The sequence below is a fragment of the Acetatifactor muris genome (genome assembly GCF_024623325.1).
GTDB lineage: Bacteria > Bacillota > Clostridia > Lachnospirales > Lachnospiraceae > Acetatifactor > Acetatifactor muris.
The window spans coordinates 1-14082 of record NZ_JANJZD010000012.1; the positions used below are offsets into that span (position 1 = coordinate 1).

At 47.3% G+C, this 14082-nt stretch carries 22 protein-coding genes; 17 read left to right on the forward strand and 5 right to left on the reverse strand.

Features of this window, described 5'->3' with window-relative positions; all coding sequences use genetic code 11:
• Nucleotides 1-249 precede the first annotated feature (249 nt).
• The 5 genes from NSB25_RS12640 (at nt 250) to NSB25_RS12660 (ending at nt 3606) form a co-directional block, all read left to right on the forward strand.
• On the forward strand, nt 250-549 hold the full coding sequence (locus NSB25_RS12640; protein ID WP_103240172.1) for a hypothetical protein: 300 nt from the start codon (nt 250-252) through the stop codon (nt 547-549).
• 72 nt (nt 550-621) lie between these two features.
• A complete protein-coding gene (locus NSB25_RS29665; protein WP_004056026.1) occupies nt 622-1059 on the forward strand; it encodes a hypothetical protein in 438 nt (145 codons plus the stop codon).
• Nucleotides 1060-1173: 114 nt separating this feature from the next.
• Complete coding sequence (locus tag NSB25_RS12650; protein ID WP_004056025.1) at nt 1174-1347, forward strand: hypothetical protein; 174 nt, start codon at nt 1174-1176, stop codon at nt 1345-1347.
• Between the two features lie 72 nt (nt 1348-1419).
• Nucleotides 1420-3057 (forward strand): recombinase family protein, encoded by a 1638-nt coding sequence (locus NSB25_RS12655; RefSeq protein ID WP_103240155.1) that lies wholly within the window; start codon nt 1420-1422, stop codon nt 3055-3057.
• A 120-nt stretch (nt 3058-3177) separates the two neighbouring features.
• Nucleotides 3178-3606 carry a hypothetical protein gene (locus tag NSB25_RS12660; protein ID WP_242982442.1) on the forward strand — a complete coding sequence of 143 codons (429 nt, stop codon included), beginning with the start codon at nt 3178-3180 and terminating at the stop codon, nt 3604-3606.
• 38 nt (nt 3607-3644) lie between these two features.
• Here the strand turns inward: NSB25_RS12660 and NSB25_RS12665 are convergent, their stop codons facing one another.
• The 5 genes from NSB25_RS12665 to NSB25_RS12685 all read right to left on the reverse strand — a co-directional run bounded on the left by NSB25_RS12665 (nt 3645) and on the right by NSB25_RS12685 (nt 6818).
• The gene (locus NSB25_RS12665; protein WP_242982448.1) at nt 3645-4463 is read right to left on the reverse strand and encodes a recombinase zinc beta ribbon domain-containing protein; all 819 of its coding nucleotides are present in this window, start codon (nt 4461-4463) and stop codon (nt 3645-3647) included.
• Nucleotides 4376-5098, reverse strand: a complete 723-nt coding sequence (locus NSB25_RS12670) for a recombinase family protein (RefSeq protein ID WP_103240154.1) — start codon at nt 5096-5098, stop codon at nt 4376-4378. Before NSB25_RS12670 ends, NSB25_RS12665 begins: the two co-directional genes overlap by 88 nt.
• Nucleotides 5095-5760, reverse strand: a complete 666-nt coding sequence (locus tag NSB25_RS12675) for an HNH endonuclease (protein WP_242982441.1) — start codon at nt 5758-5760, stop codon at nt 5095-5097. The genes NSB25_RS12670 and NSB25_RS12675 overlap by 4 nt, the downstream gene beginning before the upstream one ends.
• A gap of 162 nt (nt 5761-5922) precedes the next feature.
• Nucleotides 5923-6366 carry an SWIM zinc finger family protein gene (locus NSB25_RS12680; RefSeq protein ID WP_103240153.1) on the reverse strand — a complete coding sequence of 148 codons (444 nt, stop codon included), beginning with the start codon at nt 6364-6366 and terminating at the stop codon, nt 5923-5925.
• A gap of 50 nt (nt 6367-6416) precedes the next feature.
• On the reverse strand, nt 6417-6818 hold the full coding sequence (locus tag NSB25_RS12685) for a helix-turn-helix domain-containing protein (protein WP_103240152.1): 402 nt from the start codon (nt 6816-6818) through the stop codon (nt 6417-6419).
• A gap of 178 nt (nt 6819-6996) precedes the next feature.
• On the opposite strand from NSB25_RS12685, the gene NSB25_RS12690 reads away from it, so the two are divergent.
• The 12 genes from NSB25_RS12690 to NSB25_RS12745 all read left to right on the forward strand — a co-directional run bounded on the left by NSB25_RS12690 (nt 6997) and on the right by NSB25_RS12745 (nt 14073).
• Nucleotides 6997-7200 carry a helix-turn-helix domain-containing protein gene (locus NSB25_RS12690; RefSeq protein WP_103240151.1) on the forward strand — a complete coding sequence of 68 codons (204 nt, stop codon included), beginning with the start codon at nt 6997-6999 and terminating at the stop codon, nt 7198-7200.
• Between the two features lie 103 nt (nt 7201-7303).
• Nucleotides 7304-7768, forward strand: coding sequence for a hypothetical protein (locus tag NSB25_RS12695; protein ID WP_103240150.1), 465 nt, complete (start codon nt 7304-7306; stop codon nt 7766-7768).
• Nucleotides 7765-7929, forward strand: coding sequence for a BOW99_gp33 family protein (locus NSB25_RS12700; RefSeq protein WP_172455129.1), 165 nt, complete (start codon nt 7765-7767; stop codon nt 7927-7929). The genes NSB25_RS12695 and NSB25_RS12700 overlap by 4 nt, the downstream gene beginning before the upstream one ends.
• Nucleotides 7930-7963: 34 nt before the next feature.
• A complete protein-coding gene (locus NSB25_RS12705; protein WP_103240149.1) occupies nt 7964-9505 on the forward strand; it encodes a hypothetical protein in 1542 nt (513 codons plus the stop codon).
• On the forward strand, nt 9502-10137 hold the full coding sequence (locus NSB25_RS12710) for a cell wall hydrolase (RefSeq protein ID WP_103240148.1): 636 nt from the start codon (nt 9502-9504) through the stop codon (nt 10135-10137). Before NSB25_RS12705 ends, NSB25_RS12710 begins: the two co-directional genes overlap by 4 nt.
• A 2-nt stretch (nt 10138-10139) precedes the next feature.
• The gene (locus tag NSB25_RS12715) at nt 10140-10520 is read left to right on the forward strand and encodes a hypothetical protein (protein ID WP_242982447.1); all 381 of its coding nucleotides are present in this window, start codon (nt 10140-10142) and stop codon (nt 10518-10520) included.
• Nucleotides 10501-11082, forward strand: coding sequence for a sigma-70 RNA polymerase sigma factor region 4 domain-containing protein (locus tag NSB25_RS12720; RefSeq protein ID WP_103240146.1), 582 nt, complete (start codon nt 10501-10503; stop codon nt 11080-11082). Before NSB25_RS12715 ends, NSB25_RS12720 begins: the two co-directional genes overlap by 20 nt.
• Before the next feature lie 50 nt (nt 11083-11132).
• Nucleotides 11133-11513, forward strand: coding sequence for a hypothetical protein (locus NSB25_RS12725; protein WP_103240145.1), 381 nt, complete (start codon nt 11133-11135; stop codon nt 11511-11513).
• A 12-nt stretch (nt 11514-11525) separates the two neighbouring features.
• A complete protein-coding gene (locus NSB25_RS12730) occupies nt 11526-12893 on the forward strand; it encodes a DEAD/DEAH box helicase (RefSeq protein WP_103240144.1) in 1368 nt (455 codons plus the stop codon).
• Nucleotides 12894-12905: 12 nt separating this feature from the next.
• Nucleotides 12906-13064, forward strand: a complete 159-nt coding sequence (locus NSB25_RS12735; RefSeq protein ID WP_172455127.1) for a hypothetical protein — start codon at nt 12906-12908, stop codon at nt 13062-13064.
• Between the two features lie 2 nt (nt 13065-13066).
• Nucleotides 13067-13516: a gp33 family protein gene (locus NSB25_RS12740; RefSeq protein ID WP_103240143.1), complete on the forward strand. Its 450-nt coding sequence runs from the start codon at nt 13067-13069 to the stop codon at nt 13514-13516.
• Between the two features lie 5 nt (nt 13517-13521).
• A complete protein-coding gene (locus tag NSB25_RS12745; RefSeq protein WP_103240142.1) occupies nt 13522-14073 on the forward strand; it encodes a hypothetical protein in 552 nt (183 codons plus the stop codon).
• The last annotated feature ends 9 nt before the right edge of the window (nt 14074-14082 follow it).

Genomic DNA, 14082 nt, shown 5'->3' on the forward strand with positions numbered 1-14082 from the left:
TTCACTGCCTGTACTTTGTATTCATGGTCGTATTGCCTGTTTTCTGCCATTTTTGTTCACTCCTTATTCTCTTGATTATATCTCAAATCCTTGAGAATGGGCTGTCAACTTTTTTTATACCACATCACAGTGCATTTGTCAAAGGGGCAGAAACTAAACCGATTAAAGGAACTGTCAAAAATGTATGCCCTCTATGCACCAATCCAAGCCACCTATAAGGAGAGCCAGTCACTCAAAGGATTTGCGAAAATGAAATACGATAAGGAGCATAAGGACAGCTTATCAAAGTACCCCGAATTAAAGGAGCGTATGCAGAGCCTTTTACAGAACGGCGAGAAGATAACGCCGAAACAGTGGAAAGCAGAGATACAGTCTTTGCAGTCTGAATATGACAGTATCGGCAAAGAGCAGACCAAGACCGCCACAGAATTAGCGTATGCCGAGGTAATCAGCTATAACAGGAAGAACCTTGAGAGGGAACTTCAGAACGAGAACCGACAGCATAACAGGCAACAGAGCAGAACGAAACGGAGGGAGGAAGAAATTTAATGGAAATATGAGTGTGATTATGGTATTCTGTTAGAGGTAAAAATCAAAAGTTGCAAAGGGAGTGAAATTGAAATGTGCATGGAATGTTATATTAGTGAAAATAGAATAACACCACTATTAAATCCATTGGATTGCTTAGCAAATCATACACAATACATTTGTGGGACTTGTGGGCGGTGCATTTGTATTGAACATGACCCCAAGCGTGGGTTGCAACGGTGGAATTTCCCTTTTAAGTCGTTAGAGATTGCAAAATTATATTTGCGCACTGCTGATTACAGTATGAAGAAACCATGCGGTATTTATGAGATAAAAAGTGAAAACGGCAGACTTTCATACAAAATCTTTGCGGACAGTGAGGACTTGCTATTATATCTAAAAAAGAACAAAGGAAAAACTTGTGATAAAATGAAACCTATTTTCATTGTTGAAAAATACAAAGAATATGCAAACACGCAAGTAAGAAAACTAACATCTGATGAAATACAGAAATATATGTCAGAGAGATAAATTTCATATTCTCTAAACAACCATTATCACAATCACAACTGAATAAGTAACACAGCGTCAGAGCGTATAGAAAACAAATCTATGCGCTCTATTTTATTGTAAAGGAGCAGATTTATGAGCAAAGACAGCAATACACAGCATAGAGCCACCCGACAGCACCCACCCACAAAAATTATCGTGGAAAGGCACTATGTAGGTACTGAAAAAATGGAAACGGTATTCAAGCGGATAGCCGAGGAACAGATAACAAAAAGGGTTAAGGAGATAGCGGAAAACAGCGTAAATTAGCACTGGAAACGGAAAAGGGAATATAGTATAATAGGAGTTGAGAGGAAGTCCCTTTTCATCAAGGAGGACAAAATGAAAAGGGCAAAACTGAATAACGACAAAATCACTGCTTTATATTGCAGGCTTTCCAAAGACGACGGCACGAACAACGAGAGCATGAGCATCAGCACACAGAAAACCATGCTGAAAGATTATGCAAAGCGCAACGGTTTTCTGAACTGCCAGTTCTATGTTGATGACGGTTACAGCGGTACAAACTACGACCGCCCCGCATTCCGACAGCTTATCGAGGACATACAGGACGGGGAAGTGTCAACGCTCATCACAAAAGACCTGTCACGTTTGGGGAGGAATTACCTTGAAACAGGTACTTATATCGAGGTGTTTTTCCCCAACCATAACGTGCGGTATATTGCAATCAATGACGGCGTGGACTCCATAGACAACGCACAAATGGACATTACACCGTTCCGCAACATCATCAATGAAATGTACGCAAAGGACACGTCAAGGAAAATCAAGAGCGCACTCCACGCAAGGAAAATGCAGGGCAAGTATATGGCTACTACCGCCCCATTCGGTTATCAGAAAGACGAGAAAGACCATAACCACCTTGTCATTGATGAAGTGACCGCCCCCATTGTGGAACTGATTTTCTCAATCGCCGAGGAGGGCGTGGGGCTTCACACTATCTGTAACCGCTTGCGCAAGGCAAAGGTCATAAAGCCGAGTTTCTACAAAAAAGAAATGTTTGAGCGGTACACTGATGAGGAAAAGATGTATGACTGGGACACCGCCTATGTCAGCAAGATATTGCATGACCCCGTTTATGCAGGAAACCTTACCGTAGCGGAAAGACCGACCAAGACCATGCGTTCCAAGAAAAGACAGTATATCCCGTATGCGGAGCGTGAAGTTATCTATGGCACACATGAACCGATTATCGAGCAGAGCCGTTGGAACACCGTACAGAAGATTTTGGAGAGCAGACCGCCCGTTATCGGGGAAAGTTCAAGCGGATATGACAACATTTTCCGAGGGGTTATCAAATGCGCCGATTGTGGGAGTGCCATGCTTGCCAAAGTCGAGCAGAAAAGAAAGCGTAACAACGTACTGGACAAGACTTTCTACTGCTGTACCAAGTACCGCAAGTTTGGGAAAGAGGGTTGTTCATCACACATCATTGAGGCGAGGACGGTTCACGAAGTTGTGCTTGCAGACATTCAGAAACACGCAGGACAGGCACTGACAGACAGGAAAGCTATGGTAACGGATATTGCGGAGCGTCTTAATCTCCAAATGTCAGCGGACAGGGAACAGCAGAAAAAGGAACTAAGGCAATGTAAACAGCGTGTGTCGGAGATTGAAAACCTGTATGCCAAACTGTACGAGGACTTGACAAGGGAACTGCTGACCGAAAAGCGTTTCCAAATGTTGTCGGCACGATTTGACAGCGAGCAGGAAGAACTGACCGCCAAGATAAAGGAACTTGAAAAAAGTGCCATAGCGGACAAAGAACAGTTATCTTCCATTGAGCAGTTTGCGGAGCAGATAAGCGGTTATGCAGGAATAACAGAACTCAATTTTAAGATAATCAATCAACTTATAGAAAAAATTCTTGTTTCTGAACCCGTAGAGATAGACGGGCAGAAAACTCAACGACTTACTATCCATTACAAGTTCATAGGGGCACTGGAAACCCTTGAATAATGGATATTTTCTAAGTCACCTATTCCAACTATCCAACAGACGTCCCGCCTATGACCGTGGTGGGAGGTGTCCCGGCAAAAGTATTGAAACAAATAGATCCGAAAGAGAGGACAAAGCAGGATGAGACGATGGACTGATGGGCTGGCAGTGTTGCTTCTTGCGGTTCTGCTGTCGGGCTGCGGGAGACAACCTGAAGAAGCATATGGAGGGCAGACACAAAGCCTGAAACCGACAGAACAGACAGAAGTTTCGCAACCAGAGGCAGAGGAATCGGCAGCAGAAAACTCAGGGGTAAACGAGAAAGCAGAGGAAAACAATGTTGCAGATGGGAAAGATACAGAGATACAGGAGGGAGGCAGTTCTGTGGCAAAAGAGAATCCATTTGATTTTGAAACGAAAACGGTTACGCTGAACAGCGGATATGAAATGCCCATCTATGGGCTGGGCACCTACAGCTTAACCGGGAAGACCTGTGTGGATTCCGTTACGGCGGCATTGGACAGCGGCGTCCGGCTGATTGATACGGCTTATATGTACCACAAAGAGTAAGCGGCTATTTGTTGTATAGAACAAAAGCCGCCCCTTCTTTAGCAGAAAGCCCAGTATATAGTTACATTTCCATTCAGTACAACGACCTTTTCTATAAGGCTATGCACCAGGGCATAAAGCCCATCACCGTCCCCAGCTTCAATAATACCAGATAGGGAAGCCAGAGCCGCCGCCGCTTCCCCTTTAGACATTTTCCCGGAGCCTTCCGCTTCGGCTTCTTCCAGGCACTTCTGCGCCGCCTTGCGTTCTTCCTTAAGAGCGGATAGGCGGTCTTGTATTTCTTCCAGCCCGACAATTCCCGTCTGATAGAGATTAAGAAGCCTTGTTATTTGCTTTTCCACGTTCCCCAGCCGTTCCCGGAACGCCCCAAGGTCGGGCGGAGCTTCCCCGGCGTTTTCTTCGACCAGCGCATCCAGGGCAGCCGGATCCAGAGCGAGCTTTTTAATTTCATCCAGCACCAGGGCATCCAGATCGGACACGGTAAAGTGTTCCTTACGGTTGGAGCAGGAATCCGACTTAATCATCCGCTTACTACAGCGGCTTACAGAGTAGCATATATATTTGTTGACTTTAGAGGTTTTCCAGCCCCACTGGCGGATAGACATCCGGGCGCCGCAGTCCCCGCAGAACAGAAGACCGGAGAGCAGACCGTCCGAACCAGAGTAAGCCCGCTTATAGGCTTTTTTATTTTGGGATAAGCGGTCATTTACTTTTTGCCAGACTTCCGGGGAAACCAGCGCCTCATGCTTCCCGGAGTATTCCAGGTCATTCATAAAGACCCGGCCGGCATATACCGGATTGCGGAGAATCCGGGAGCAGGCGGAAGCAGCGTCGCAACGATTAAACTTTGTATTGATACCGTACTTTTTTGTATATAAGCACCGACTTCCCCCAGACTGCGACCGGAGCTATACAGCTTATACATATCCTTTACAGCCTGGGAGGTGAAGGGATCCACGATAAGCATCCGCTTTCCATTTTCCTGCAGTTCGGACTTGTAGCCGATAGGCGTTATGCCTGAGTAGTAGTTACCTTCCTTAAGCCCGGCTTGTTTTCCCATTACTAACCGGGCCTTTATGTTTTCCCGTTCCATTTGAGCGAAAGCCGCCAGTATTCCAACGATACACCGCCCGAAGGGCGTAGCCGTATCAAAACTTTCCATGATTGAAACGAAGTTACAGCCGTTTTGTAAAAAGACATCTTCCAGCAGGACGAGGGTGTCTTTTTGGGACCGGGAAAGCCGATCCAACTTCCAGACAATAACTTTTTTCACATAGCCGCCCTGCACGTCTTTAATAACTTGATTGATACCAGGGCGGTCGAGCGTAGCCCCAGAGTACCCCGGATCGGACTGGATACTCGCTAGTTCCCAACCCATAGCTTTACAATAAGATTTAATTTTTTCAGATTGTTCTTGTATTGAATAACCCTCTTCTGCCTGCTCCACAGTAGACACACGCACATAGCCAGCTACAAGTTCTGGTAAATTCATAATAGCACCTCCCTTATAGCATCTTCATAGGACATACCGCTTTTTAGTAAGGCATGAAGCGTTGCATGATCTTCATTTGATAGGACAATAAGGTTATCCGGAGAATTATTTGTTTTGTTTCCATCAATATGGTGGACTACCTCATCAGAACGTAAATACCTTCCGAGCTTCTTTTCGGCTACTATACGGTGTTCATACACATAACCTCTTGCATTTGTTGCGGGATGCCCAGGAACGATAATTTCAACATAACCGTTACTACATATATTGCGCCCACCAGTAAAGCATGAAGATTTTTCGTTCCTTGATCTTCTTGAAATACCATATCTTTTCAGATAGTTTAATATTGTTCTATTGCTTACACTAAGTTCTTGAGCTATGGAGTCTATGCTTCTGCGATTTTTAACATATTCTTCTATAAGAAGCTGTTTAAATTCTTTATCAGTCCTCCCGTTTTTGGTTTGATTAGTTGCTTTGGAATTTTTATTTGTGTCAAAACCATAGGCTTTTAATATTTTTGAAACTGTAATAGGAGAAGTTACACCTATTATGTTGCACATTTCTTTTAGAGTTTTTCCCTCGTCAATATAAGCTTTGTGTAGAATTTCCACAGAAATAGGATATTTTTCCCTATAAACTGCAGCATTATATTTTTCTAACATATACATCACCTTTCTAAAAACGGGCGCAAAAATAGCCCCGCCTTGTACTTGTGTTTTTGGCCGGACCATGCTATAATACATTTGCTCGGAATGTTTATAACATGGCCAACAAGCCGCCCCGTCCCCGTAAGCCACGCCAATGGCTGGGGGCGGGGTTCCTTTTTATTTCAAACTTTCAACGCCGCATTTTGCAGCAAGATAATACATATGCTTGCAAGGCACTTTCCTTTTCTTAAAATCCGGACAGGAGCAGCGACGGAGCGTTGTCCGGTATTTCCCATCAGTAGCACCAGCAAATAAACCATATTTTAATTCGGTATCTATGTAGGTCGGCGTTAATTCACCATAAGCCGCTCTTTCTTTTCGTGCCTGGGCTTTTTCACCTTCTACAAAAGCCCAGCGTTTCCAGAGCTTTTCCGCAGGAGTTTTGATATATAAAATATCTGATAGTATGGGGCTGATTGCAATTATTAAACATATAATTGCAGAGATTATAGCATTAATAAACCCATATGGATTAGGTGTAAATAAACAGCCGGGAACGCAGACAATAAATAAAGCAAATATTGCAAGTTTCCATATTTGGAAAAATCGTAAGTATTTCATTCAGTCACCATCCTAACAAAACTAATTATTTTGCGTAAATAGTCTTTTATTTACGCTTTTTCTTGTAATATTCCAGACGATACAAATTTTTTATATTTGTTTGATTGGATTAGGTCGTCAGAATAATCAACTAATTTTTCTCGCCCTTCAGCATTTAAGCCCTCATAGTTTGCACAGAGAGTTTTTAATAGCGGATCATTTTCTTGTACAACAATAGCTGAGTACGAAGAATTACTCCTTGGATTATCTGATAACCCTAAAAGCCAATCGGTAGTACATCCACACACGTCAGCGACTTTTAAAATATAATCGCTTCCAGGTTCCCTAGAACCGTTTTCGTAATTTGTAATTGTTCTATACGGAATATTGAGCATTTCAGCAAAACTTTTTCGATTATGGCCTATAAATTCTCTGGCTTTTATAAGGCGTTCAGATATAACAGCCATTCCCATATGATTACCCCTCCTTTCGCAGTCAACTTTAACACATTCAAAAAGAAAAAGCAACAATTATTTATCCAATTCGGGTAAAAAACTATTAGAAAAGGCTTGACATTTACTCATAATGGGTATATTGTAAAGATGCGAACTTACCCAAAATGAGTAAATATATAAGAAAGGAGCGAATAGTATGCGTTATAAAAACATTGAAGCAGAGCGAGCAAGGAATGGAATGACAAGAGAAAAGTTTGCCACTTCTTTAGGCGTTTCTGTTAGCACATTAAAAAACTGGCAGAACGGCAAGACGGAAATTCCGGCAAGCAAGATTATTGTAATGGCTAATCTTTTCAACGTTTCTACAGACTACCTGCTCGGACGGACTGCTAACAACTAAAGGGAGGTAGATTTACAGCATGAAGGAAAGAAACGGCTTACGCTTTGGCGGGCGGGGCGGCTTCGGCAGCTATAAACATTCACGAGCAAAAAAGGAGTAACACATGGACAAAGAAAGCATTGATATTAAAACGGCTATCCAGATAGCAAAGATTGTCGTTACGGTTCCAGAGGAACGAATGCCCATTATATGGGACATATTCAAACAGGCCGGGCTTGATATTGGTGGCATAGACGAAATGGCGGAGTGGAAGGCCCTTACAAAACAGGCTTTCCTCATTGATACAGAAAAATTCATAGCAGGCATAACGGCAGGGCTTGAACCAGTAAGCGGCGAATACCGGATCCTGGTAAGCGACTTTAACGAGTATTGCACCAAGCAGAAATTAAGCGCCCGCTGCGTAAGAAAGCATTTGGCAGAACTTGAAGCAATCCGGACAGTAAAGAGCGGCGGCAAAGTAGACTATACCTGCACCGTTTACGAGGCGGAGAAAAACGCAACCTTCCGCCGTTACGTTTGCATTTATTCAGACTGGCGGGAGCGGATTAAGGGAGGCGGGGCGGATTGATTAAACACATTTTAGCGGACGGTACGGAGCTTAAGAGCATAGAGGGGCGGACGATACCGCCCACTGGAAAAACCGAAGCCGTATATAGATTGATTGCGGAGCTTCTTATAAGCTCCAGACCCAGCCGGACGGCAGAGGAACCGAAAGCCAGCCGGGCATAGGGAAAAAGAAGCCAGGTAGACAAGGAGGGATAAGATGGAATACCAGGACTTGAAAAGCGGGATAAGGAACCACTTAAACGACGCCGCCGAAGATTTCTTTATGGTCGGTTATTTCCTTCGGCAGATCAGCGAAAACGCACTTTTCACGGAGGACGGCTATAAAAGTATATGGGACTTCGCAAAAGGGGAGTACGGCTTAAGCACTTCCAGCGCAAGCCGCTTTATGGCGATAAACGCCCGCTTTTCCATTGACGGCGGCGAACATATGGCGGAGAAGTACATCGGGATGGGCGTAAGCAAATTACAGGAAATGCTGGGGCTTCCCGACGAGGAACTGGAGAAGGTAACGCAGGAAACCACGGTAAGGGAAATAAGGGCGCTGAAAAAGAAGCAGGAGGAACCGAAGTCTTTCTTCGGGCTTCCGAAAACAGTATACCCGGAAGGATCCTTACTTTCCACAAAAGGATGCGGCGACGGGAAATACACTTGTTTCAGTTGCGTCCGCCCCTGCGGCATACGGCAGGAAGAACGCTACTGCAGAACCGCCCCACTGGGGAACCCGTTTTCTTGCACCCAGATGAGCGAAGAAAAGCGGCTGGACATTGAAGCCGGGCTTTTCAGCGAGAAATGCCAGCACCTTCACCCGGAGCTTGCACCGATACGGGAAGGAGATAAGGAGCCGACGCCCTGCTGCCTTACTTGCGAACATAAAACTTGTTATTCCCGTTGCGACGTCGCAAAGAAAAAGGACGAGGACGAGCGGAAGAAAGAGCAGGCAGAGCTGCAGAAATGGCAGAAGGAATCCGAGGGCAAAAAGCCGGACATGACGGAAAAGGAAATAGAAAGCCTTTACGGCTGGCTGGGCATTAAGCCGGGGGACAAGATCACCGGAGCATGGCTGAAAGAACAGCACGGCAGATCATACCACGGCGGCGGCTACGGCGGAGATTACTTTAACTGTACGCCCCGCGGAGTAAAGACAGACCAAAGCAAGGAAATGACCTGGGCGGAGGCGGCGAAAGCCCTTAAGGAGATTCAGGAGAAAAAGAAGGGGCTGGCGGACCTTGCAGAACGTAACGCCGCATCACAGAAGTCGCTCCGGGAAGCACTTAAGGAAAAGGAGCAGCAACGCAAGGAAGAAAAGGCGGCAGCGAGGAAAGCAGCCAGGGAGGCGGCGAGGCAGACCACGGCAGAGCCGGAGGATCCGAACATCATAGACGGCGATTTTCGGGAGGTTGAGAGCAGCGAAGAACAGCCCATCACCACCCAGGAGCCGGAGCCGGTACTTTGCGACACTTGCGAGCATGAGGGAGAGTGCGCAGGCAAAAAGACCCACGAGAACGGCTGCATGGGGTACGAGGAAAAGGCCCAGGAGCTGGAGGCCGAAGCAGAACCGAACCCGGAGGAATACGCCCGCTTTGATGTTGAGTCAATTCTTAAGAAAGAAAAAGGCTACCTTGACGGAGGCCGCGAGGCAGACTGCCCGGCGAAGTTCATTAAAGAGCATAAGATCCTGGTTGACGCCTTAACCCTTTTACTTGAAAAGATGGACGCCGAAGGAGGTGCGGAGGATTGACGCGCAGAGAATACCGCAGACGGAGAAGGCGGAGGGCGCGGCGCCGGTACTTGATAAAGCGGATAGCAATAAGCAGCGCCTTTCTATTGGCAACCGGAAGCGTGTTCTTTTCAGTATACGCTGTGACGAACCAGGAGCGCCCAGCATTGGAGGAAACGGAAGCGGTCGGGGAAATGCCCACCATAGCGCCGGAAGCGCCTACAGAGGCGCACAGCGAGGCGCAGGAGGGGAAGGACTTAGGCTGGACAGCCGCCGAGGAATACAAGGCCGCAAGGATGGCCATGGCGGAGGCGGAGGGCGAGGACACCGAAGGGAAAGCGCTTGTTATTCTTGTAATTTATAACCGGCAGCACTCCGGGAAGTTCCCGGACACCGTAGGCGGCGTTATTTCCCAGGAGAACGCCTTTACTTCCTACCATAACGGCAGGTACGACCGAGTAAAGCCGGATGCGGACTGCTGGGCGGCGCTTGACTTGATACAGATCCAGGGCTGGGACGAAAGCCAGGGGGCGCTATACTTCGAGCGGACGCCGGAGGACGAGGAAAGCACCTGGCACAGCCGGAACCTTGAACGGCTTTTCATACACGGGAACCATACATTTTATACAGAGAAGGAGGCGAAAGCAAATTGAAGATGGCCATGAAGGAAGGGCAGATCCTTATAAAAGACGCCGATAACACACAATTCACGATTATTAAAAGCTGGGGCAAGATGAAGTGGAGCAAAGCAGAGCGTATGTTTTACGGCCCGGCAGAGATTGAGCTTTTAAACAAGCTGGCCGGAATAGTACGGCTTCCGGGACCCATTGAGGCGGAGCGGCAGCGGCTTAATATTATCTCCCAGGCAGTAGACGCGGAGCGCATGAAGCCGGAGCCGGAACCGCTTTACAAGTACCCGGTAAAGTTTCCCCTTTACAAGCACCAGACCAGGGCGGCAAACATGGCTCTTATTACTTTCGGATTAGTACCGCCGCCGGAGGATAAGGAGGGCGGTCATGGAAGCATTAAACAGTAAAGAGCGCAAATTTGCGGAAGAAAACCACGGGCTTATATATTCTTTCTTGAATTACTACCGGCTTTCCGAAGCGGAGCATTACGACATATGCGCCATAGCTTACCTGCAGGCGGTAAAGGATTGGCACAGAAAGCCGGGGCTCCGGGACAAGTATAAGTTTTCAACGATTGCCTTCAAAAAGATGGAGTCCGCAAAAATAAAGAAATACCACGCGGACCGGCTGAGGGACTCTTACATATTATTCAGCCTTAACGACCTTAACGCGGAGGGTAACGAGTACCTGGGACAGATTGCGGATCAGCGCGACGCCATCCGGGAGATTGAGGACCAGCAGAACATAGAGAACCTTTTAAACGAGGTTATGCCAGCACTTACGGAGCGGCAGCGAAAGCACCTTATAAGGGCAGTAAAAGGCGAAACGCCCGTAGAGATTATGCGGGGCGGCCATACGGCAATAACGGAATTTTGGAAAGACAGAGAGCGCATAAAAAAGGCAGTATCCGCAGTTTTTGTGCGGGGGGGTATTGAGGCGTGGGGCGGGCGGGTGTTGTTGAGCTATTAAGGCTTTAAGCCTTGATATAAATAAAAAACGAAAAGGAAGGTATAAGCAGAATGAGCAAAGTAAAAGTATTGATTGAACACGAGGACGGCCACAAACAGGAGCTTAACGGCGATACGGTTATCTGCTTCACGGTAAGCAAGACCGGGGAGTTTTTGAACGGGAAGGCGCAGTTTATAGACGCGCAGGCAGCATTTATCGGCAGAGAAATCCCCGCCCCGATTTACCCGGACACAATAGGGAGCCTCGTCGCTTCCACGATTGAGAAAAGCAGCGGAAACGCCGTAAGGGCGGGCTTCAACCTTCACATGGTGGCGCAGATTTTAGAGGCGAAAAGTAAAGAGGTTAAAAGCGGACTTACGGAGCAGGAGAAAAAGGATGCCATCGACAAGACCGTGGAAGAAATTTTAAAAGCCGTCATATTTGGCAAGTAAGGAGGAAAGCGGATGGCAAAGAGGCAGCAGGCCGCCGCCCAGGGTAAAGGCTTCGGGCTTTTGTTTGAAATGGGCTGCGGCAAAACATTAACAGCGATTGCAATCGCGGGGGCAGCATACGAAAAGGGAGCCATTGAAAAGGTTTTAGTGGTTGCGCCTACTTCGGTTTGCAGCGTATGGCCGAAGGAATTTAAGGACTACGCGGACTTTAAATACAAAGTAAACGTACTTTTGGGCGACAAGAAAAAGCGCCTGCAGGAGCTGGAAGCCCTTAACAATTTTCCTTTTAAGGCGCTTAAGGTTGCGGTCATAAACTACGAAAGCACATGGCGCGAGGGATTGTTTGAGGCGCTTCTTGATTGGAAGCCGGATATGGTTATAGCGGACGAGAGCCAGCGGATCAAGACGCCCGACGCCGAACAGAGTAAGGCCATGCACCAGATCGGGGACATAGCGAAGTATAAGCTCATTCTTTCCGGTACGCCGGTACAGAATGACGCTATAGACCTTTTCAGCCAGTACAGATTTTTAAACCCTAACATTTTCGGCTATAACTTTTACGCCTTCCGGGGGCGCTACGCCATTATGGGCGGCTTTAACCGAAAGCAGATTGTAGGCTATAAGGACTTAGATCAGCTTATCCAAAAGGAGCATAGCATAGCTTACCGGGTAACGAAGGCGGAAGCCCTGGACCTGCCGGAGCAGACATTTTTAACGCGGTATATTCAGCTTGCAGGGAAGGAGAAGCAGCTTTACGACAAGATTAAAAAAGACAGCTTCGCAGAGCTGGAGAACGGCGGCATGATAACGGCCCCGACGGTACTTACAAAACTTTTGAGGCTACAGCAGTTTACCGGAGGTTTTATCCAGGCGGACGAGGGGACGAAGCCGGAGCTTGTATTTAAGGGGAAGCTAAACGCCCTGGAGGACATTTTAGAGGATTACGTTATAGGCGAAGGAAAGAAGCTGGTTATTTTCTGCCGGTTCCGCCCGGAGATTGACTTAATACAGAAGCTCCTGGAAAAGAAAAAGATACAGTACCGCAGCATATACGGCGACATCAAGATCGACGACCGGGGGCCGATTGTAGCGGACTTCCAGAAGATACCGGAAATAAAAGTATTCCTTGCACAGATTGACACCGCCGGGCTGGGGATTACCTTAACGGCAGCCGACACTTGCGTCTATTACAGCGAAAACTTTAATTACGCAGCGTACAGCCAGAGCCTAGCCCGTATTCACAGAATAGGGCAGAGGAACACCTGCACATATATCCATTTGGTAGTAGAGAAAACCGTAGACGAGATTATTTTAAAAGCACTTGCAAAAAAAGAAGATTTAGCAAAAACAGTTGTAGACAACTGGAAGGCTTATTTTTAGGAGGCGAACAAAATGCCAGCATTTAAAGATTTAACCGGAAAAAGCAACGGGGGAGTTACGGCTCTTGAAGTTGCGGAGAAGATCGAGGACCGGCTGGAGGAAAGCGAAGTAACCACGCTTTATGAATTTTTGGACGAATTATCAGAGCTTGAAGAAAAAAAGGAGGACTAAAAGTGGCAGATATTTTTTTATTGATTGACGAATACAAGGAGTTGCTGGACGAGAAGGACAGACTGAAGGACGCCACCACGAAAAACAATAAGATCCTGGAAGAAAAGCGCAAGGAGCTGGCCCAGGCCATGATCGATGCGGAAAGCCCGAGGATAAGCCGGGGCGGCTTCCTTTACAGCTTGCAGGATAAGACCAAGTACAACAAAATCGGCGGCTGCGACGAGAACGGCTTTTTTGAAACATTGGAGGAACATGGGCTGGGGGATATTATTAAGCGTACCGTAAGCGCGCAGACCTTGAACGGAGCTATGGCGGGACTTGTGGAGGAAAACGACGGGAAGCTGCCGGAGGACTTCGAGGAATTTATTAAGCCCTACCAGTATTACGACGTAGGCAAGAGGAAAGAAACCAATAAGGCGGCAAAGAACGCCAAGCAGAAAAAGGAGGGATAGGACTCATGACGGATTACGAGCAGATGGAAATTGACGTAAGACTGGAGTCAGAAAAGGACCTTAAGACCAACGTAGGGAAGGTTATTAAGTTCTTTTACGACAAGCGCCGGATGGAAGCCGAGGAAAGCGGCTGGCCGCTTAAGCAGGTAAAAGGCAAGCATGAGGGCTATGGGATTGCGGCGGAGGCTTTCAGCAAGATCGGGGCGAAGATGAAAGCCCTTGACCGGGGAATGAAGGACTACCTGGCATTATTGCAGGTAAAGGGCGAGGACGGCGTGAGCATTTGCGGCGATATTTACGCCCAGGCGCTGGAGCTTGCCATGGAAGCCATAGGGATGGCGGCGGACGCCACCCGGATATTAAACGACCTTTATTACGGCTACGACAGCCGGACACCGATAGAGCAGGCAATAGCCGAAATGAAAGCCCAGGACGACCAGGAAGGGGCGGAGTTTGAGGAAGCCGAAGAATCCCAGGGCGGGGAGGAAAACGGCGACGGTGAGCCGCAGGAGGAAGCCGAGGGGTACGACCCGGACGGAAAACCGGGAGAAGATTAAGGAGGACAT